Annotated in this window: 15 protein-coding genes; 4 read left to right on the forward strand and 11 right to left on the reverse strand. The window is 70.6% G+C overall.

Annotated features, from left to right (window positions below; genetic code table 11):
- Positions 1-602 precede the first annotated feature (602 nt).
- The 3 genes from AHOG_RS27940 to AHOG_RS27950 form a co-directional block, all read right to left on the reverse strand.
- On the reverse strand, positions 603-2,363 hold the full coding sequence (locus tag AHOG_RS27940) for a hypothetical protein (protein WP_093943968.1): 1,761 nt from the start codon (positions 2,361-2,363) through the stop codon (positions 603-605).
- A 508-nt stretch (positions 2,364-2,871) separates the two neighbouring features.
- Positions 2,872-3,861 carry a hypothetical protein gene (locus tag AHOG_RS27945; RefSeq protein ID WP_093943969.1) on the reverse strand — a complete coding sequence of 330 codons (990 nt, stop codon included), beginning with the start codon at positions 3,859-3,861 and terminating at the stop codon, positions 2,872-2,874.
- Between the two features lie 276 nt (positions 3,862-4,137).
- Positions 4,138-6,363 (reverse strand): translocation/assembly module TamB domain-containing protein, encoded by a 2,226-nt coding sequence (locus AHOG_RS27950; RefSeq protein WP_093943970.1) that lies wholly within the window; start codon positions 6,361-6,363, stop codon positions 4,138-4,140.
- Positions 6,364-6,439: 76 nt separating this feature from the next.
- Here AHOG_RS27950 and AHOG_RS27955 point away from each other — a divergent pair, with 76 nt between their 5' ends.
- Entirely contained in the window at positions 6,440-7,657 is a 1,218-nt protein-coding gene (locus AHOG_RS27955; RefSeq protein WP_093943971.1) for an AI-2E family transporter, read from the forward strand.
- Between the two features lie 65 nt (positions 7,658-7,722).
- Here AHOG_RS27955 and AHOG_RS27960 read toward each other — a convergent pair whose 3' ends face one another.
- Entirely contained in the window at positions 7,723-8,919 is a 1,197-nt protein-coding gene (locus AHOG_RS27960; protein ID WP_093943972.1) for a GGDEF domain-containing protein, read from the reverse strand.
- Positions 8,920-9,124: 205 nt separating this feature from the next.
- Here AHOG_RS27960 and macS point away from each other — a divergent pair, with 205 nt between their 5' ends.
- From macS to AHOG_RS27975, 3 genes are all read left to right on the forward strand, one after another.
- Positions 9,125-10,330, forward strand: coding sequence for a MacS family sensor histidine kinase (gene macS / locus AHOG_RS27965; RefSeq protein WP_376700091.1), 1,206 nt, complete (start codon positions 9,125-9,127; stop codon positions 10,328-10,330).
- A complete protein-coding gene (locus AHOG_RS27970) occupies positions 10,327-10,989 on the forward strand; it encodes a response regulator (protein WP_093944888.1) in 663 nt (220 codons plus the stop codon). Before macS ends, AHOG_RS27970 begins: the two co-directional genes overlap by 4 nt.
- Before the next feature lie 67 nt (positions 10,990-11,056).
- The gene (locus tag AHOG_RS27975; RefSeq protein WP_093943974.1) at positions 11,057-11,620 is read left to right on the forward strand and encodes a DUF1707 SHOCT-like domain-containing protein; all 564 of its coding nucleotides are present in this window, start codon (positions 11,057-11,059) and stop codon (positions 11,618-11,620) included.
- A 51-nt stretch (positions 11,621-11,671) separates the two neighbouring features.
- Here the strand turns inward: AHOG_RS27975 and AHOG_RS27980 are convergent, their stop codons facing one another.
- The 7 genes from AHOG_RS27980 to AHOG_RS28005 form a co-directional block, all read right to left on the reverse strand.
- Entirely contained in the window at positions 11,672-13,318 is a 1,647-nt protein-coding gene (locus AHOG_RS27980) for a putative PEP-binding protein (protein ID WP_093943975.1), read from the reverse strand.
- Positions 13,319-13,455: 137 nt separating this feature from the next.
- Complete coding sequence (gene rbsD / locus AHOG_RS27985; protein ID WP_093943976.1) at positions 13,456-13,845, reverse strand: D-ribose pyranase; 390 nt, start codon at positions 13,843-13,845, stop codon at positions 13,456-13,458.
- Complete coding sequence (gene rbsK, locus AHOG_RS27990) at positions 13,842-14,771, reverse strand: ribokinase (protein ID WP_093943977.1); 930 nt, start codon at positions 14,769-14,771, stop codon at positions 13,842-13,844. Before rbsK ends, rbsD begins: the two co-directional genes overlap by 4 nt.
- Before the next feature lie 7 nt (positions 14,772-14,778).
- The gene (locus AHOG_RS29210; RefSeq protein ID WP_169725918.1) at positions 14,779-15,723 is read right to left on the reverse strand and encodes a substrate-binding domain-containing protein; all 945 of its coding nucleotides are present in this window, start codon (positions 15,721-15,723) and stop codon (positions 14,779-14,781) included.
- A gap of 62 nt (positions 15,724-15,785) precedes the next feature.
- On the reverse strand, positions 15,786-16,769 hold the full coding sequence (locus tag AHOG_RS29215; protein ID WP_169725919.1) for an ABC transporter permease: 984 nt from the start codon (positions 16,767-16,769) through the stop codon (positions 15,786-15,788).
- A complete protein-coding gene (locus AHOG_RS28000) occupies positions 16,766-18,301 on the reverse strand; it encodes a sugar ABC transporter ATP-binding protein (RefSeq protein WP_245856487.1) in 1,536 nt (511 codons plus the stop codon). The genes AHOG_RS29215 and AHOG_RS28000 overlap by 4 nt, the downstream gene beginning before the upstream one ends.
- Positions 18,298-19,311, reverse strand: a complete 1,014-nt coding sequence (locus tag AHOG_RS28005) for a LacI family DNA-binding transcriptional regulator (RefSeq protein ID WP_245857117.1) — start codon at positions 19,309-19,311, stop codon at positions 18,298-18,300. Before AHOG_RS28005 ends, AHOG_RS28000 begins: the two co-directional genes overlap by 4 nt.
- Positions 19,312-19,764: the final 453 nt, after the last annotated feature.

Consider the following 19,764-nt stretch of genomic DNA (forward strand, 5'->3'; position numbering starts at 1 on the left):
GCGGGCCGGGAAACGTCGGGAGTCCGCAGGCACCGCGCCGGGAAGGCATCGGGAGGGCGGCCCTGCAGGGGAAGCCGGCATGAGCGGCCGGCAGCCCACGCACCTGCCGACGTGCTGAGCAGGCGCGGTGCGGCGGCGCGAGGGCGGGTGAGAAGACCGACGCGGCAGACCGGAGTGCGTGCCTGCCGGGCGAGCACAGGCGAAAGGGGTAACGGAGCGCATGCGACGCGACGGCTCCTTCGGAAGGGCACCGATCTTCGGCGGCTTCCCGATGCGCTTCAGACTCCCGGATGCGCCCCAGGCCCCGAACACGCTCCACTCCCGGTCCACCGACGCCGCCGATTCCCGGCGGCGCTCCATCGCCTCGACCGACGCGGACAGCCGCCACCGAGCGGACGACTCCACCGACAGCGCCCGTGGACACAGGCTCGTCGACACGGCCCCGCGCGATGCCACCGGGACTACCGGCCGACCCCGCCTCCCAGCTCGTCGGTCGACCACACCCGACAGTCGGTCATCGGCCGACACGACGGAAGCGGGTCGCCGGAGGCCTTGGCCTCGACGACCCGCTCCTGTCGAACCGGGCGAACTCTCCGTCGGAGTCAGTGTCGTGCCGCGAGGTCGCCGGACTCCTCGCCGGTGACGTCTCGCAGCAGCACGGCGGTGTCCAGTGTGCTCAGGGCGGGAGCCTCCCGGCCGAGCAGCGGAAGTTCGTTCATGCCGTTGAGCGCATCGAACTCCAGGGACGCGCCAGGCCGGCCGAGCGGCAGACCGTCACCGAGGCCGAGCCCCTCCAGGCCGCGCTGCCGGGAGTCGTCGGAATCCGCAAGAGCCGCTGTCCCGGACCCGGCCGCGCTCTGCTCGCCTGCGGCAAAAGCGCCCGTCTCGCTTGATCCCTCCTCGGCGGCCGGCCGAGTGGTCGCCTCTGTCCCGTCGGCGCCCCCGGCAACACTCGCGGGCAGCCGGACCACGACGGCGCCGCCCTCGGCGACCGTGTCGCCAGTCGGCGCCGTCGGTGTGGGCAGGCTCACCATCACCATCGCCGGGTCGCTCAGCGACACCGAGCCGAACTCGTCGGCCAGCTCAGGAATCTCCGGCAGATCGGTCGGACCGGGCAGTCCCCACGACTTGGCCTGGATCGCGGGCAGCATCGGCAGATCGGCAGGCTCCTCGGCGAGCGCCCACACCCGGGGCAGCTCCACCGTCGGCCGGTCGTCGCCCTCGATCCGAACGGCGGCATCGGACGCGCCCGAGTCGGCCGGCTGCGCGGCGGCGAACTCCGCGGGCGTCGCCGCGTCCATGCCCTCGACGGCGGGCGCGGGAGCGGGCAGCGCGACCGCAGGAGGCATGGTCACCCCGAGACCGCCGAGCCTGCCCATCTCCGGCAGTACGCTCACCGGAGAGAGCGATGCGCTGCGCACGAACTCGATCAGCTCCGGGATACGCGGCAGATCTCCCGCACCGGGCAGGAGCTCGCCCCACACCGCGAGCGGATCGACGTCCCCGGCGACGGGAGCGGCGGCCAGCGGGCCTCGGCTCAGGCTCGCACGAATCACCTCGGTGGGAACCGACGACAGCCGAAGCATCGAGCCGTCGGGCAGGACGCTCTCGGCGTGTCCGGGCAGTTCGACCTGATCCGTCGAGCGCGCGGTGCCGATGCCCGCCGCGGTGACGTGATCGCCGACGGCGGAGTCGTCCGCGTTCCTGGTCAGCTCGGTGATCCTCGGCAGCTCCGTCGTCACCGACGAGTCCAGCACCGACGCCTGATGAAGCCTGCCCGCGAGCTCACGTGACGAGAACTCGGTCGTCTCCGCCGTCGTGTCCACGCCCCGAGGCGCCGACGGGGCCGGCTCGGTGAGGATCTGCCCGGTCATCACCCGGTGCAGGCCGTGGAAGAGCGGTCCGACGGGCAGCCGGTCGAGGGTCTGGGCGGACAGCGTCCCGGTGGACGAGTTGACATCGGCCCAGACATCCCAGTACTCGGCGATCTGGCGGTGCTGGCTGAAACGAGGCTGGTCGTAGTCGGGGAGCGCCGCGTCGTCGGCCGCAGGCATCGTCATGGTGTTCCTGCTTTCCTGCTGAACGGGAAGGTCGGGGGAGCCGCTGCTGATGCGGGGGAACGCGGCGGCGGGGCTGGTCTCGGAACCGGACACCTCGGCGGCGATTCCGGTGGGCGGTGCGGTCTGCGGAACGAGGAATCCGGTGAAGAAGCCGGCCGAGCTCGCGGGGATCGCCTCCGCCGTGCGGTCCGGGCAGCATTCGAGTGCCCCGGAGACGGCATCGGTGACGGGCGACTCGATCTCGGCCGACGCCATCCCCGGTCCGGCGATCAACAGGCCGCCGGTCACGAGTGCGGCGCGCACGCCTCGGTGAATGCCGTCACGAAAGGAGAATGCATCGCGGTACGGTCCGTTCTCCGCGATGCGACGCGGGGCGGAATCACGGAGGGAATGCGCGCCGAATGAAGGCTGTTCATCGCGCCGGGCGTGAGTGCCGGTGGAGTGAGAACGACTCTCGCGTCGAGTTCCGCACTCGTCCGATACGTCACGAGCGTCGGGAACGGCCTGGCTGTGGTCTCCGCCTGCACCTCCGGCGGGAAGCTCATCTCTGCGGTGCTTCGCCCAAGTCTGCATGGGAGTTCTCCTTCCGTCATTCATGGCCCGAGAGCGATGAGAAGGGGGATGGCCGAGCCGGTCCGAGAAGGCGGACTGATCACGCTGCGGACCCGACCACCCTGTTCAGGGACGGGTGTGGACGCGCTGCGGCGACGACACCCGAGGATGGGCAGGAACGGCATCGGCGGAGAGAACTCGGACACGCAGGAGAACCACCCGCAGCGACGAGCCGGAAGGCCGATACCGCGTGCGGGATTCAGTCAGGAGTGGTGCCGGGCTGCTCGGCGAATTCAGCCGAGGAGCCGATGGCGGCAGGCTGCACGGCCGAGCCGGCCGTACGCAGCGGGGAGTGCGCGACGGGGACCACGTAACCGGGGATGACGCCGCCCGCGAGATTGGCGCCGGAGTGCGCGGACGACGCGGAATGCGGCGCGATGCCCGTGCTCGGCAGCCGACCCGCACCGGACGCCACGCGCGCCTCCGCGTCGGCGGCATCGATCGAGACCGCCTCGGCGACGAACAACGGCGCAGACCGGGGCATCACGGAGAAGATGGACGCAGGACCGCCCGCGCCGACGCCTTTCGACACGTCGCCACGCTCGGCCTCGTCGGTCCTCTCCTCGTCGGACCCCGATTCCGATCCGTCCTGCTCATGGAGCGGTAGATCGGTGGGCCGGTCGAGAGGGCGCAACGGCCCCGAGGCCGGGGGACTCCCGACGGGACCCGGCTCCGAGGCGGCGGAGCCGCCCGAGCCGTCGAGACCGATCAGTGGCAGCAGCGAGGGCGCCTCCGGCAGCAGGCCGTCGTCGGAGTCGTCCTCCGAGCGCACCAGGCCGGTGATCCCGTCGGCCGCCTCGCCGATCGGCCGGATGACCGTGCGAAGCGGTCCGTCTTCGTCGTTCCCGTCGGCTTCCTGCGCGGCGGACTCGTCCGCATGAGGCACTGACAGAAGCCGGCCCGCACCCTCGAGGGGCACCTCGACGACCTGGTCGACCGTGTCGATCAGCTCGAGGTCGGTGAGCCGAGAGACGCCGCCGTCGGTGAGACCGCCCAGCAGACCGGCCGGGCGGCCGGACTCCGGATACGACGACGGGTGCGCAGAGGCCGAGTCCGCGCTGGCGGCACTGGAGAACGTCCACGCCGCTGCGGTGCAGGCCGCCGTGCCGCCCAGGATCAGCAGGGCACGCGACAGGGCATGCCGCAGGCGGCGTGCTCCCGTCTGTGACCGCCGATCGGATCCGGACACCGGTTCGCCTCTCGTCGACTGGAAAATCACCGCACATGACGGATTCCGTTGAATCCGGGGAACGTCTGTTCCCTCGTGCTGTGGTGATCACAGTACCCAGTAGGAATGCCTCGACGTTAGACCCGCACCCGAAGATCACCGGACCGGATGAATGATCGCCAGTAGAGATCACCTGTCGTTCTCGTCGTCCGGAAATACTGTGGCGTCGAACTCCCTCGGATGAGTGGGACTGCCGGTTATCGTGACGCATAGCCGACATCGAGACGGACGACGCGATCAGCCGCGTTTCAGGACTCGCGTGGTCCCCGCCGCGGCCGTGGACGCCAGAATCCAGCCGGCGGCGGTCAACACGCCCGCCGTCCACTGCGAGGAACCGTCGATACGCCAGACACCGTCATGACCGAGATTCACCACCGGTAACAGCAGATCCGCCGACAGCAGCCACGGATTCCACACCGGATTCTGCCCGTCGTCGAGCTTGTCCATCCGGTGACCCTCGAACCACCAGGCGCCGCCGAGCCAGAACAGCACCAGCCAACACCCCGCCAACCAGGGTCGATAGCCGTATCCGACGGTGAACTCCTGCAGTCTGCCCCACAGGCGGCCGACCGGACCCAACGCGGCGAATCGTCGCTTCTGTTTGGCGAACAGCACCCGGTCGGCCTGCTCGTCGTCCCCGGACTCCCGATAGGACCTCGCCAGCTGCTCATACGGCCACGGCAGATAGCTCGGCAGCACGCGGCGCAGCCAGCCGAGTCGCGTCCGCACCGTCACGGGCGGCGCCGCCGCGATGGACTCGAACGCGAAGTCCTCCAGCTCCACGCCGCCCTCCGCCGCCCACAGCTCCGGGGCGTCGGATACCGACGTGGCCTTCGCCCTGGTCAGGATCACCGATCCCTTCGGCGGCACACCGAACCGGAACACGAAGCGCGGAGCCGACAGGCCGTAGGCGTTCAGGGCGGGCGTGGCGGTGCTCTGCCGGCCCCGGTCGACGGCGCCGCCCAAGGTCGCCTCGTGGAAGCTCACCCGTTTGCCCGCCTCGACGAGCCGGACCCGGACGCCGCCCGTCGCGACGAAGCCCCTGCTGCACAACAGGTCCTTGCCCACGACCGCCACTCGCGCGTCCAGCGACGGCTTGATCGTGCCGTCCTGCCTGCATCGAGGCATGGTGAGCCGGGCTCCGGTGCAGTCGAGGCTCGAACCGATCTGCGCGTTCTGCAGTCGTACCGAGCCCTCCGCCACGAGGTGCTGGAGGAACAGGCTGCCGCCGACGTGAAGCCGATCGGCCAGCAGCACGTCCAGCCCTCGGCCGTGCAGTCGTCCGCCGGTGAGTCGGGCGTTGCCCCGGATGCTCGCGTCGACGAGCCGAACCTGGCCGTAGGCGGTCAGCGGTGACTCGTTGCCGTTCGCCGCGCCGACGCGGGCTCGCGCCTCCAGGTCGCCGCCGATCCGGACCCCGTCGGCCAGCAGCGCCACCGGGATGCGCGGCGAGTCGGCCGAGGGGCCGACGGCGGGCGGCGTCGCGACGCTCGCGGGCCGCCCCAGTGTGGCGCCGGAGAGGTGCAGGTGACCACCGATCTCGGCCGAGGGCAGCCGGAGGGAGCCGACCACCCGCAGGTCGTCGTCCAGTTCGAGGTTGCCCTCGATGCGGATCCGGTCGGCCACCAGGGCGGCGTCGGCATCGAGCTCCCCGCTGGGGATGACCGTCATGTGGCGCTCCGAGGTCACCGGGATCGCCAGCCGCGCTCCGGAGAACACGGCGTCTCCGCCGATCCTCGCGCCGGTCAGCATGATCCGACCCTGGGAGACGAAGCGGTTCCGGCCGGTGTCGCAGAAGAGGTTGCCCGTCACCACCAGCCCGGACGCCTCCAACGCACAGCCCGCCATGTTGCCGAGCCGCGCACCGGTCAGATGGAGACTGCCGCCGATCTCGGCGCCGCGCAGCCGGACCTCGCCGAACGCCTGCAGCCGAGTGGCCTGGACGGAGCCTGAGACCTTCAGCCGGGCCGCGAGCAGCGCGTGATCGGGGCTGCCGCGCAGGACGGCGTCGGCCAGCCGAAGGGTGCCGCGGACCTCTCCGTCGGTGAGGTCGACCACGCCGTCGCTGCGGAATCCGCCCTCCAGCACCAGATCGCTGTCCACGCACATGTTCCGGCCCGACAGCGCGGGCATCCGGCAGCCTGTCATCCGCAGCCCGGTGATCCGTGACATCTGAAGTTCCACGGGCCCGTCGAACCGGCAGTCCCGGAGGTCGATGAGGTGCCGTACCTCGGCGGCCTCCAGGTTCAGCTCACCGGTCACCCGGGCACCGATGAGCCGTAAGGCCGGTATGCCCGTCGGCCTGACCCGGTAGAGCCCGGTGAGCAGTCCGCTGAGGAACGCGCCCCGGATCGACCGGGTGCCGTCGCCGTCGGGCAGCCGTAGGACGTCGCCGCCCGCGAAGCAGCGCAGCACCGCCAGTTCCGGTTCGGTGAGATCGGCGTGCTTGACGTGATCCGCCATCGAGCCCCCATCGCGGCGAGAGACCGATCCGTGCAGGACGCTCGGACCGGCGAGCTACCGTAAGTATGTGACTGAGATGAAGCAGACCAGCCAAGATCCGGTGGATTCGTCGGTACCACGCGGTCTGCAGGTTGCCGGTGCGGTCTGTTGGCGGCTGCTCATCATCGCCGCGGCGCTGTGGGTGTTGATGTGGATCGTGGTGGCGACGAGAGTCGTCGTGATCCCCATCGCGGTGGCGCTGCTGCTCTCCGCGTTAATGGCGCCCGCCGTCAACCGATTGACCAGATCGGGGGTCCCCAGGGGGCTGGCGGCGGGATTCGTCCTGATCGCGGGACTGGCGATCGTGGCGGGCGTGCTGACCTTCGTGATCAGCGCGTTCACCGATGGCCTGCCCGAGATGGTCGTCCGGCTGACGGCGAGCGTGGAGACGATCCGCAGCTGGCTGATCAACGGCCCGCTCAACCTGGAGCAGGAGCAGATCGACCAGTTCCTGGCCGGTCTGATCGACATGATCCAGGAGAATCAGGAGATCATCACCTCCGGCGCGCTGTCGACCGCGGCGACGGTCGGCGAGCTGATGGCGGGCATCCTCCTGACGCTGTTCACCTTGATCTTCTTCCTCTACGACGGTGAGAAGATCTGGTCCTACCTGGTCAAGATCGTGCCTCCGAACGTCCGCGCCCGTGTGCACACGGCGGGCACCCGGTCCTTCCGCACGCTGGTCGGCTATGTCCGAGCGACCGCGCTGGTCGCCGTCGTCGACGCGGTGGGCATCGGCATCGGTCTGTTGATCCTCGACGTGCCGCTGGCGATCCCGCTGGCCGCACTGGTCTTCCTCGCCGCCTTCGTGCCGATCATCGGCGCCGTGCTCTCCGGCTCGGTCGCCGTGCTGGTCGCGCTGGTGACGGTGAATCCGGTGACCGCGCTGCTGGTGCTGCTGGTCGTGCTGCTGGTGCAGCAGCTCGAAGGTCATGTGCTCCAGCCGCTGCTGCTCGGCAGGGCGGTGCGACTGCACCCGCTCGCGGTGGTCCTCGCCATCGCCGTCGGCGTCGTGCAGGCGGGGATCGCAGGCGCGTTGCTGGTGGTCCCGCTGCTGGCCGTGCTGAACGCCGCCTTCAAGTCACTTCGGCAGGACGCCGCGAACGAGCCGGAGGAGGAGCCGCAGCGGCCGCGGCTGACACTGCCCAAGCTGCACCGGCTGAACCCGGGCAGGGCACGCGCCGTGCTGCCCAGGATCCGCAGGCCCGGCACCCGACGTCAGTCGCCCAAGAACACGGAGCAGAACGAGAGCTGACCGAGCGCCGCGATCGCGGAGTCGTCCCGAGTCCGCCGGGGTCGTCGGCCGAGGGCGCCGGGAGATCAGGCCATGGTGACGAGGTTGCGGCCGGACCCCTTGGCGGCGAGCAGCGCCGAATCGGCCGCGGCCAGCAGGTCGGGCAGTTCGTAGCCGAAGCGCTGCGTCGTCGCCACGCCGATGCTGACCGTCAGACCCGAGAGCTCGTGCGGGATGCCCTCCGCCGTGGTCAGGGGCACCCGGAGGTCGGCGACGGAGCGGCGGACACGTTGCGCGATGGCCTCGGCCTCGGACGAGCCGGTGGTGGGGAGCAGGATGACGAACTCCTCACCGCCGAACCGGCCGACGAGGTCGCCGCGGCGGATGTTGGTGCGCAGCAGGAGCGCGACGGCGGCCAGCACCGAGTCCCCGGCCAGGTGCCCGAGATCGTCGTTGACCCGTTTGAAGTGATCGAGGTCGAGCAGGAGCACCGCGGTCGGGTGCTTCCGGCTCTCGGCGCGCCGCAGCTCGTCGACCGCGAGCCGGTCCCAGTGCATCGAGTTGGCCAAGCCGGTCTTGGCGTCACGCTGTGCCGAACGCCGCCACTGCGGCAGGTGGCCGACCTGTTCGAGCAGCACCATCGGCGCGCCCGCCAGCATCGCCATCAGGGGGTCGTCGACGACGACCCGGGCCATCAACACCCCCACGCTGACGGCGACGATGCCGAGGGTGATGTCGATCGGGTCGCCGAGGATCTCCGCGCCCGTCGCCTTCGGTCTGCGCAGTCGCAGGCCGAGCGCGATGATCGCGGCTCTGGCCAGCACGAGTACCGCCCCCGCCGCCAGCAGCAGGGCGGGGTGCCAGCTCGGCGTCTCCCAGCCGAGGACCAGCCGCCCGGCGAGTGTGGCCAGCACGGTTCCCGCCGTGGCGAAGAACCAGCGATGCGGCTCGGTCCTCGGGACGATCACACCGTAGAGGGCGGGCCCGAGCAGCAGCAGGATGAGCAGGTTCGGCGGCAGCACCATGATCCCGGCCACCAGATAGCACGCATGCACCGACCACGGGCTTCGCTTGGCGTCGCGCGAGAGATGAATGAAGACCGAGGTGCCGACGATCACGGCGGTGGCGGTGACGGCGATGCCCGCGAACCGCGTGACGTCCAGGTCGGTCGGCGGCTCGGCGCCGACCAGCACGATGGCCGAGGCGGTCAGAGCCGCGGCGTCGACGGCCAGCCAATAGCACAGTGCACCCAGAGGGAGCGTCCACAAGGACCACTTCCGCACGGTGCCTCCCCGCGTGTACGGGTTGAGGGCCGACGCGAAACCGTCCTGGGTGGCGCTCCGCCGAGCGTGACCTCACCTCAGAAATCCCTCTCCGACGGACGGCTCCCCACCCCGTCGGCCCTCCCCCTGTTGTTCAAGTCAGCCTGACACACCAGACGAGACAGCAGAAGACCGCCACCTGGGGGGCGACGCAGACACGAACGGAATAACAATGACACCGGAGGAGGAATACGTGGAGCGATCAGGTACACCCGATCCAGTTACCCGAAGTCGAATAGACACCACGACTCCGCTCTGGCGAGGCGCCGTCATCCTACGGATCGTCACCCTGCTGTTCGCGGCAGCCGGCGTGCTGGTCAACATCGATCGATACAGTCGGCCGGAGCTGGGGATCGCCGTCCTGTCGGCGATGGCGGCATGGACCGGCATCACGACAGTCCTCTATCTCCAGCCCGCCAGACGGAGCGACGGCCTGGTGCTCGCCGACCTCCTGCTCACCCAGGCGTTGGTGCTCGCATCCGAATACGTGCTCAGTCCGGATCAGCTCGCCGTGTCCACCACTCCGCTGGTGACCACGATCTGGGCGCCGGGCGCGGTCATCGTCTTCGCGGTGCGGCGGGGACCGGCGGCGGGCGTGCTCGCGGGACTCCTCGCCTCGGTGACCAACATCCTGCCGAGGGGCTACCTCAACATCGACCTCGTCAGGGACGCGGTGCTGCTCACCGGCGTCGGTCTGGTGCTCGGACTGATCGCCGTCACGGCACGACACTCCGAGGAACGGCTGCGCAGGGCCGTCCGACTCGACGCGGCGACCACGGAACGAGAACGGCTCGCTCGGATGGTGCACGACAGCGTGCTCCAGGTGTTGGCACGGGTCCGCCGACGGGGCGCGGAACTGGGCGGTGAGGCCGCCGAGCTGGCCCGGCTGGCCGGCGAGCAGGAGGTCGCGCTGCGCAACCTGGTCAGCACCGCGCCACAGGAGCCATCGGAGTCGGACGAGGTCGACCTCGGGGTGGGCCTGCGGCTGCTCGCGACCTCCCGTGTCGAGGTCTCCGTTCCCGCCACGCCTGTCCTGCTGCCGTCGGCGACGGCGGCCGAGCTGCTGGCGGTCGTCGCCGAGGCGTTGACCAATGTGGACGAGCACGCGGGACCCTCCGCCTCCGCGTGGGTTCTGCTGGAGGACCTCGGTGACAGCGTGATCCTCAGCGTGCGCGACGACGGGGTGGGCATTCCGGCGGGCAGACTCGCCGAGGCCGAGTCCGCCGGTCGAATGGGAGTGTGTCTGTCGATGCGGGGGCGGGTGTCCGCACTCGGCGGGACTCTCACGGTGGAGACGGCGCCGGGCGCGGGCACCGAATGGGAGGCGCGGGTGCCCCGGACGGCCGAGCGAGAGAGGCAGCGACGGCGATGAGCGGCACAGCACCCATCTCGGTGATGGTCGTCGACGACCATCCGATCTGGCGGGACGGTGTGGCCCGCGACCTGTCCGAACGCGGCTTCTCCGTGGTGGCGACCGCATCCGACGCCGAGGGCGCCGTGCGCGTCGCTCTGACCGTGCGCCCCGAGGTCGTGCTGATGGACCTCAACCTGGGGAGGTCCTCCGGGGTACAGGCGATCAGCGGACTCGCCACCGCCCTGCCGCGCACCCGGGTGCTGGTGCTCTCGGCCAGCGGCGCGCACGCCGACGTCCTGGAGGCGGTGAAGGCGGGCGCCTCCGGCTACCTGGTGAAGTCGGCGTCGGTGACGGAACTCGTGGACGCGGTCCGGCAGACGGCGGCGGGTCACGCCGTCTTCACCGCGGGCCTGGCGGGCCTGGTGCTCGGCGAGTTCCGGCGGATGGCGGCGGCGCCCCAGGAGGGGGCGGCGGACACGCCGAGGATCAGCGAGCGGGAGACGGAGGTGCTTCGCCTGGTCGCCAAGGGGCTGTCCGCGCGGATGATCGCGACGCGACTGTCGCTGTCGCATCGGACCGTCGAGAACCATGTCCAGTCCACCCTGCGCAAACTTCAGTTGCACAACCGTGTCGAGCTGACCAGGTACGCCATCGAGCACGGCCTCGACGACGACTGATCGGCATCCGTGTGGAAAGCCGTCGATTCGTGGTCATCGATGACCACGATGTCTTACCGTTGGCGTCGTGACAGCCGCAGATCCGGTGCCGCCACGGCGTCTCCGTGTGTCCCACGCAGAACGTGAGCACGTCATCGGACTGTTGCAGAAGGCCATCGGGCTCGGCCTGATCGACCTCGACGAGTTCAGCGAGCGCACCGACGCGGCCCTGGCGTCACGGACCAGGGAGGAGCTGAACGTCGTACTGATCGACCTCCCCGGGCTGGTGGTCACTCCGCTGCCCGATCGGCGGCCGCTGCACCTGAAGGTCTCCCGCGCAAGCCTCGTCCGCGACGGCTCCTGGGCGGTTCCGTCGGCGATCTGCGTCGACGCGCTCGCGGGCGACGTCCGACTCGACTTCAGCGAGGCCGAGTTCGCCTCGCGGGTAGTGGAGATCGAGCTGCGTACCAAGGGCTCCAATGTGGACATCACCGTCTCGCGGACGACGCTCGTCGAGTCGATCGACCTCGACAACAGGTTCGGCTTCTTCCGGGACCAGACGCGGTCGCCCGGTGCGGAGCCGGAACGACGGCTGCGACTCGAGGGGACCGTGCGGGCCAGCTCCGTGCGGATTCGCAACTCCCGCCGCTGACGACGAGGCCGTGCGGGGCTCCGGGCCACGACTCGTCGATCCGCCGGGCGATCAGCTGAGCGCCTCGGCGACGGCCGCCCGAGCCGCCGCAGGCTCCGTCGCGTCCAGCGCGGCTTGAGCGGCGGCGACACACTGCTCCCGACTGACCGCGGCCAGCCGACCGCCCACCGAGGCCAACGAGCCCGCCGCCATCGAGAGACTGGTGGCACCGAGCCCCACCAACACCGTCGAGAGCAGTGGATCCCCCGCCGCCTCGCCGCAGACGCCGACCGGCGTGCCGGTCCGCTGCGCCGCCTGTCCCAGCAGCGCGAGCAGACGCAGCAGGGCGGGCTGCCACGGATCGTTCAGCGCCGCCAACGAACCCAGCATCCGGTCGGCGGCGAACACGTACTGCGCCAGGTCGTTGGTGCCCACGCTGACGAAATCGACCGCGTCGAAGACCTCCTGCGCGGTGAGCACCGCGGCGGGCACCTCGATCATCACGCCGACCCTCTCCAGGCCCGCCGTGCGCGCCCGCGTGGCGAACCAGTCGGCCTCCTCGGCGGTGGCCACCATCGGCGCCATCACCGAGACCACCGCCCCGGAGTCGGCCGCGGCGCCCGCGATGGCCGCGAGCTGTCGATCGAGCACGCCCACCGCCTCCCGGCCGATCCGCAGCCCGCGCACGCCGAGAGCCGGATTCGGCTCCGCCGTGGAGCCGGTCAGGAAGGGCAGCGGCTTGTCCGAACCCGCGTCGAGGGTCCGGACGACCACCGGCAGGCCCGCGAAGGCCGCCAGCACCTCGGTGTAGGCGGCCCGCTGCGCCTGCTCGGCGGGCTCGTCCTCCGCATCGAGGTAGCAGAACTCGGTGCGGAACAGACCGACGCCTTCCGCGCCCGCGGACACCGCCGCGGCGGTGTCCGCCGCTGAACCCACGTTGGCAAGCAACGGGATCGGCTCGCCGTCGGAGGTGCGCCCCGGGCCGGACCAGGACGGCTCCGCCGCTCGCTCGACCGCCCGCACGACGATCTCACCGGTCTGCACCCGGACGAGACCGGTGTCGCCGTCGACGATCAGACCGAGCGGCTCGACGAGATCCAGGGCGCCCCGACAGCCGACGACGGCGGGGATGCGCAGCGCCCGGGCCAGGATCGCCGTATGACTGGTGGGACCGCCCTCCTCGGTGACCAGGGCGAGGACCAGCGTCGGATCGAGGTCGGCGGTGTCGGCCGGTGCCAGATCGCGTGCCACCAGGACGGCGGGCTCCACGAGGACGGGCACGCCCGGCGGTTGGACGCCGGAAAGGTGCGCCACCAGTCGGTCCCGGATGTCGAGCACGTCGCGCGCCCGCTCGCCGAGATAACCGCCCAATGCCCGCAGATCGCCGGCGACAGCGTCCGCCGCCTCGTACACGGCCCGGGGTGCGGGCAGCCCACGCTGCATGACCAGCGACTCGGCGGAGGCGATGAGCGCGGGATCGGCCGCCATCGCGGCGGTCGTCTCCAACACCGCCTTCGGCTCGCCGTCGGTCCTGGCCGCACGGGCGGACAACTCGGCGGCCACCGCCTCGGCCGCAGGCCGGATACGGGCCGCCTCCTCGGCGGGGTCAACGGGGGCGGGGCCGGACTCCGGCGGCGGCAGCGGCTCGGCCACCCGCACGATCGGGCCGGCCGCACACCCGGCGCTGACTCCAACTCCCCGCAGATTCGTGACCGCCATGGTCTTGAGACCCTACTGGCCGACGGCCTCGATGTGACCCGTACGACGACGAAGAACACGATCGACGCGGCGCCCGCCTCGGCGGGCCGGGCTCACCCGGGTGCGTCGACCGTGTTCGTCGCCGTGGTGCTCGAAGGTCAGAACGGCACGCCGCAGCGGAGGATGACGTTCGCATACGGCGTCGCCTCACCGGTGCGGATCACCAGCCGTGACTGCGCGACCAGGCTCTTCAACTCCTCGTGCTGCACACGTTTCGGCTCGCCGACCCGCTCCACGAGTGCCTTGGCGATCTCCGGATTCCCGTCGTCCACCTCGCCCGCCACCAGGGCGCTCTCGAAGACCGCCTCGGCCAGCAGCCCGTCCACGACCTCGAGGAAGGACGGCACGCCGAAGCGGAAGGCGAGGTCGATCAGTTCCGGGCCCTCGGGAATGGGCAGCCCGCAGTCGGCCACGACCACCTGGTCGGTGTGTCCGAGCCGCGCGAGCGCTCCGCTCAGTCCGGCATGAAGGATGCCGCCTCGCTTCACGAGATCACCTCTTCCGACGTCGGATACGAGGGTTGGGCGCCCACTCTGGTCACGGCCGTCGCCGCCACCCGCGCCGCGAAGGCCGCCGCGTCGGACAGCGATCGGTCCGCGGCCAGCCCCACCGCCAGGGCACCCGCGAAGGCGTCGCCCGCGCCGGTGCTGTCCACCGCCCGGACCTCGGGTGCGTCGATCACCGTCGTCCCGTCCTCGTCGGAGGTCACCGCCCCCCTGGGGCCGAGCGTGACCACCACCGAGCGCGGTCCGAGTTCCCGCAGTCTGCGGGCGACGTCGATGAAGCGTTCGGCGACCGCGTCGTCCGACGTCGAGGGATCGTCCTGTTCACCGAGCAGCCACGCCGCCTCGTGCTCGTTGACCACCAGCGGGTCGAGACGACGTAGGGTCGCCTCGTCCAACGGGGCGACCGGCGACAGGTTCAACAGCACTCGGACGCCTGCCGAGGAGGCCGCCTCGACGGCATGACGCACCGTCTCCAGCGGGATCTCCAACGACAGGACGATCACCTTGGCGGCGGCGACCTCCGGGGAGGCCGCCGCCACGTCCGCAGGCAGCACCGAGGCGTTCGCCCCCGGCGAGACCACGATGGTGTTCTCGCCGTCGGGCGTCAGCGTGATGAAGGCGTTCCCGGTGGGACGCCGCGCGGTGCGCAGCAGGCCGGTGTCGACGTTCGCCGACCGCAGTGACTCGCGTAGCAGTTCCCCGTACTGATCGGCGCCGACGGCGCCTAACAGCGCGACCGATGCGCCGAGCCGCCCCGCCGCCACCGCCTGATTGGCGCCCTTGCCGCCGGGGATCGTGGTCACGTCGTCGCCGAGCACCGTCTCACCTGCCGAGGGGCGCCGGGCGACGGTGACCACCAGGTCGGCGTTGGCCGACCCGACCACCACCACGTCCGCTCGCCTGTTCATCACCGGGTCAGGGGGTGTACTGCTTGACGTTCTGCGGCGTGACCGCCTGAACCTCGACCTGGATGCTGGGCTCGATCTCGCCGCCGTCGAGCAGCTGGACGGCCTGCTCCACCGCCTGGCGTCCCATCTCCTCCGGCTGCTGGGCGATGGTGCCCGCCAGCGTGCCGGAGACGATCGCGTCGAGACCGTCCGGCGTGCCGTCGAAGCCGAAGACCATGACGTCCTCGCCCGCCCGGTCGCCCAGCGCCTGAATCGCGCCCAGCGCCATCTCGTCGTTCTCCGCGAAGACGCCCGCGATGTCGCCGTTGGACTGCAGGATGTCCCGCATCACGTCCAGGCCCTCGGCGCGATCGAAGTTCGCGGGCTGCTCGGCGACGATGTTCAGCCCCGAGTTCGCCTCGACGCCGTTGTGGAAGCCCTCGCCTCGGTCGCGGCTGGCCGACGAGCCGGGGATGCCCTGCAGCACGACGACGTCGCCGTCGACGCCCGCCTCGACGAGCGCGTCCGCGGCAAGCTCGCCGCCCTGGACGTTGTCGGAGACGATCTCCTGCGCCACATCGGCGTCGGTGATCGACCGGTCGAGCGCGATCACCGGAATGTTCGCGTTGGCCGCCGCGGCCGCCGCGGGCGTCGCCTGATCGGAGTCGACCGCGTTGATGATGATCAGGTCGACGCCCTGGGTGACGAAGGTGTCGACGTGGTTGATCTGCGTAGCCGGGTCGTTCTGGGCGTCCTGCACCAGGATCTCGACACCGAGCTCCTCGGCCGCCTCCTGGGCGCCGTCCTGGATGTCGACGAAGAACGGGTTGTTCAATGTGGAGACCGACAGCCCGATGGTGAACCTCCCGTCGCCGCCTCCGCCGTCGCCCTCGTCGGCGCTACCGCAGCCCGCGGCGAACCCGAGAGCGGCGACGGCAAGGACGGTCACGCCCGTCCGGTATGCCCCTCGCATCTGCACTTCACTCCTTCCTCGGGTCGCCCCGAGTTCCCCGCCCCGGCACGAGCCGGGACGACTCACCTGCCGCGTCTGCGGACGGTGTCCACCAGCACTGCCAGCGCGATCACGACACCGATCACGACCTGCTGCCAGAACGGCGAGACGTGTAGTTGGTTGAGCCCGTTGCGCAGTACGGCGAGAACCAGCGCGCCCACCAGCGTTCCGGTGGCGCGCCCGACCCCGCCGGACAGCGAGGCTCCGCCGATGACGACCGCGGCGATCGCATCGAGCTCGTAGCCGACGGCGGCCTGCGGTCCCGCCGAGGACAGCCGGCCGGCGAGCATCATGCCTGCCATCGCCGCGAACAGACCAGACAGGGCGTAGACGATCAGCTTCTGGTTGCGCACGCTGATTCCGGACAGCCGGGCGGCCTCCTCGTTGCCGCCGATCGCGTACATCGCCCGGCCCGAGTACGTGCGGGTGAGGACGAAGCCGGTCACGAGGAACATCCCGATCAGGATGAGGACCGGCATCGGCAGCTGGATCGGCCCTGCTTCGACGGTCGAGCCGAGGAAGCTGATCTCCTCCGGAGTGCCGACGGGCCTGCCCTGAGAGACGACCAGCGTCAGACCCCTGGCGATGCTCAGCATGGCGAGGGTGGCGATGAAGGCGGGCAGTCTGCCGAAGCTCACCATCAGCCCGTTGACCAGTCCGGCGGCGACACCGGTGAGCAGGCCCACGACGAGGGCGAGTCCACCCGGCAGCCCGACATCGGCCGCCGACCAGGCTCCGACCATCGCGGACAGCGCCGCGACGCTGCCCACGGACAGGTCGATGCCGCCGGAGATGATGACGAACGTGACGCCGAACGCCATCACGGCGACCACGGCTGCCTGCACGCCGATGTTCAGCAGGTTCTGCGGCGAGCCGAAGCTCGGCACCATGATCCACAGCGCCGCGGAGAGCACGACGAGGCCCAGCAGCGCCCCGTTCTCCCCGAGCAGCCGGTTCAGATCGAAGCCGCCTCGGGAACGGCGTCCGGTCTTCTCGACACTGGTCATGACGCCAGGTCCTCCTCTTCCCTGGCCGCCACCGCGAGCGCCATCACCTGTTCCTGGGTGACGCCGTCGGTGGACAGCTCGCCCGTGATGCGCCCGTGCGCCATCACGAGAATCCGGTCACTCATGCCGATGACCTCGGGCAGTTCGCTGGATACCAGCAGGACCGCGTGGCCGGAGTCGGTGAGCGCATTGATGAGTTCGTAGATCTCGACCTTGGCGCCGACGTCGATTCCCCTGGTCGGCTCGTCGAGCATCAACACCTTGGGATCGGCCAGCAGCCACTTGCCGATGGCGACCTTCTGCTGATTGCCACCCGAGAGCTCACGGATGGCCTGTCCCGCGTCGGAGTGCTTGACGCGCAGTCTGCGGGCCATCTCGGCGGCGCGACGTGCCTGGCCACCGCGATCCACCAGCCCGCCCGAGGTGGCGGCCCGCAACGTCACCAGGCCCATGTTCTCGCCGACGGAGGAGTTCAGGACCAAGCCCTGCCCCTTGCGGTCCTCCGGCACCAGACCGATGCCCGCTCGCATGGCCGCGGAGATGTCGCCGCCCCGCACGACGCGGCCCGCGACCTCCACCGTCCCGGAGTCGTAGGGGTCGGCGCCGAAGACGGCCCGCACCACCTCTGTCCGGCCGGAGCCCACGAGACCGGAGATGCCGACGACCTCACCCGCGCGGACCTCGAAGTCGATGTCGGAGAACACGCCCTTGCGGGTCAGGCCGGACACGCGCAGCAGGGGCTCGCCCATCGTGGTGCGGTGCCGGGGGAACTGGTCGTCGATGTCGCGGCCGACCATGGTGCGCACCATCTCGTCGATCGAGGCGTCGCCGGGCAGCACACCGGCGCCGCGCCCGTCCCGCAGCACCGTGATCCGGTCCGCGACACGCTGGATCTCGTCGAGATGATGGGTGATGAACACCAGGCCGACCTGCTGCGAACGCAGATCGGCCATGATCTCCAGGAGCCGATCGGTCTCGGTGCCGGTGAGCGCCGAGGTGGGCTCGTCGAGCACGAGCACCGTGGCGTCCTCGTCCAGGGCCCTGGCGATCTCCACCATCTGCTGCTGGGCGATGCCGAGGGAGTCCACGGGCGCGGCGGGGTCGACATCCAGCCCGACCCGGTCGAGCAGCGGAACCGCCTCGCGCAGCATCCGTCTCCGGTCGACCATGCCCAGTCTGCGCGGCACGCGACCGAGGAAGAGATTCTCGGCCACCGAGAGGCGTGGCACCAGGGTCAGTTCCTGGTGGATGACGGCGATGCCGTGCTGACGTGCCTGCCGCGGCGATCGGATGGTCGCCGGCGTGCCGCCGACGAGGATCTCGCCGCGATCCGGGCTGTGCACGCCGCCGAGCACCTTGACGAGGGTGCTCTTGCCCGCGCCGTTCTCGCCGAGCAGCACGTGCACCTCACCGGCGCGCACCTGAAGGCTGACCCGGTCGAGGGCCAGCGCGCCGGTGAACCGCTTGCTGATGTCGCGCACTTCGAGCAGGACTCGGCCCGCCGGGTGCCGCATGGGATCGTGCGAGGTCATACACCTTCTCCTCGGCCGGTCTCGGCCCGTTCTCCGCAGGAACTGCGGACGACCAGTTCCGCGTGCAGCACCACGTTCTCCGCGCTGCCCCGCCCGATGAGACCGAGGAGGGCTTGGACCGCCGCGCGGCCGAGTTCCTCGGTGGGCTGGGTGATGGCGGTGATCGCCGGTTCGAGCAGGGAGAACCAGGGCAGATCGTCGTACACGGCCAACCCGACGTCTCCCGGCACCGAGAAGCCCATGGCGCGGAGCTGCTCCAGCGCGCCGAGGCCCATCAGGTTGTCCATCGCCACCAGCGCCGTCGGCCGGTTCGGTCCGGACATGAGGGTCCGGGCGGCGGTGGCGCCGCTCTGCTGTTGGAAGTCGCCGTAGACGACCATCCGCTCGGCCAACGGCGCGCCTCGGGATCCCAGCGCCGCGGCGAACGCGTCGAGCCGTTCTCGACCGGTGCTGGCCTCGGCAGGCCCGGCGATCACGCCGATGCGGCGGTGGCCCAGCTCCACGAGGTGTGCGGCCAGGCTCTCCAACGCCGCCGTTCCGTCCACGCGCACCACGGGGACCTTGACCGACCCCGCGATCCGCCGGTCGAGGAGCACCAGCGGCACTCCGGTCTCGGCGGCCTCGCCCAGCCAGTCGCCCTCGTCGGTCGCCGGACATACCAGCAGGCCGTCCACCTGGCGGTCGAGCAACGTGTGGACGTACCGCCGCTGCTGCTCGACGCTCTCATTGGCGTTGCCGACGATCACCGAGTAGTCGTGCTCCCTCGCCTCGTTCTCGACTGCGCGCGCGACCTCGGCGAAGAACGGATTGGTCAGATCGGAGATGACCAGGCCGAGGGTGTGCGTGGTGTGCAGCCGCAGGGAGCGGGCGAGGATGTTGGGCCGGTAGCCGAGTGCGTCGATCGCGGCGAGGACGCGCTCGCGGGTCTGCTCGGTGGGAGCGGGGTGTCCGTTCAGGACGCGGGACACGGTGGCCGTGGACACGCCTGCCGCCTGCGCCACGTCCTTCATGGTGGCCAACCACGTGCTCCTCGTCCGAAGTCCTGCTCGAGCTGATCGACAGTCGGCTCCGGAATCGCCGCGCGTATGCCACGGCCCCGTCGCCTGATAACGATTACAGGGGATGGTTAATCGAATACACAAGCCCTACCCGATACTTGACCGGTCAAGTATCGGGACGTTTACCGCGCCAAGACCTCGCCGTCATATGTAGTTCGATCAGCGCTGTTCGATGGCACGGCGAGGGCACGTCCGGCCGTCGGCCGCGCCCCACCCCTTCGCCCTCTACGACGATCCAGGGCGGGCCTGACGTGATCTCCCTCGAGGAAGGTTGCATCGATGTGACATGGAACACGCCATCGACGCCGAACTATCCGCCGGAGACGGGAGCCGGATCGGGATTCCCCGCGTCGATTCCTTCGACCGGTGCTCTTTCCGCCGTCGGCGGGCGAGCCTGGTCGGCGG

It is taken from the genome of Actinoalloteichus hoggarensis, assembly GCF_002234535.1.
GTDB lineage: Bacteria > Actinomycetota > Actinomycetes > Mycobacteriales > Pseudonocardiaceae > Actinoalloteichus_A > Actinoalloteichus_A hoggarensis.

Coding starts and splice junctions, on each gene's coding strand:
- AHOG_RS29210 (WP_169725918.1), bottom strand. CDS start 15,723: ATGCGAGGGGCATACCGGACGGGCGTGACCGTCCTTGCCGTCGCCGCT.
- rbsK (WP_093943977.1), bottom strand. CDS start 14,771: ATGAACAGGCGAGCGGACGTGGTGGTGGTCGGGTCGGCCAACGCCGAC.
- AHOG_RS27955 (WP_093943971.1), top strand. CDS start 6,440: ATGAAGCAGACCAGCCAAGATCCGGTGGATTCGTCGGTACCACGCGGT.
- AHOG_RS28000 (WP_245856487.1), bottom strand. CDS start 18,301: ATGACCTCGCACGATCCCATGCGGCACCCGGCGGGCCGAGTCCTGCTC.
- AHOG_RS27950 (WP_093943970.1), bottom strand. CDS start 6,363: ATGGCGGATCACGTCAAGCACGCCGATCTCACCGAACCGGAACTGGCG.
- AHOG_RS27970 (WP_093944888.1), top strand. CDS start 10,327: ATGAGCGGCACAGCACCCATCTCGGTGATGGTCGTCGACGACCATCCG.
- AHOG_RS28005 (WP_245857117.1), bottom strand. CDS start 19,311: ATGAAGGACGTGGCGCAGGCGGCAGGCGTGTCCACGGCCACCGTGTCC.
- AHOG_RS27980 (WP_093943975.1), bottom strand. CDS start 13,318: ATGGCGGTCACGAATCTGCGGGGAGTTGGAGTCAGCGCCGGGTGTGCG.
- AHOG_RS29215 (WP_169725919.1), bottom strand. CDS start 16,769: ATGACCAGTGTCGAGAAGACCGGACGCCGTTCCCGAGGCGGCTTCGAT.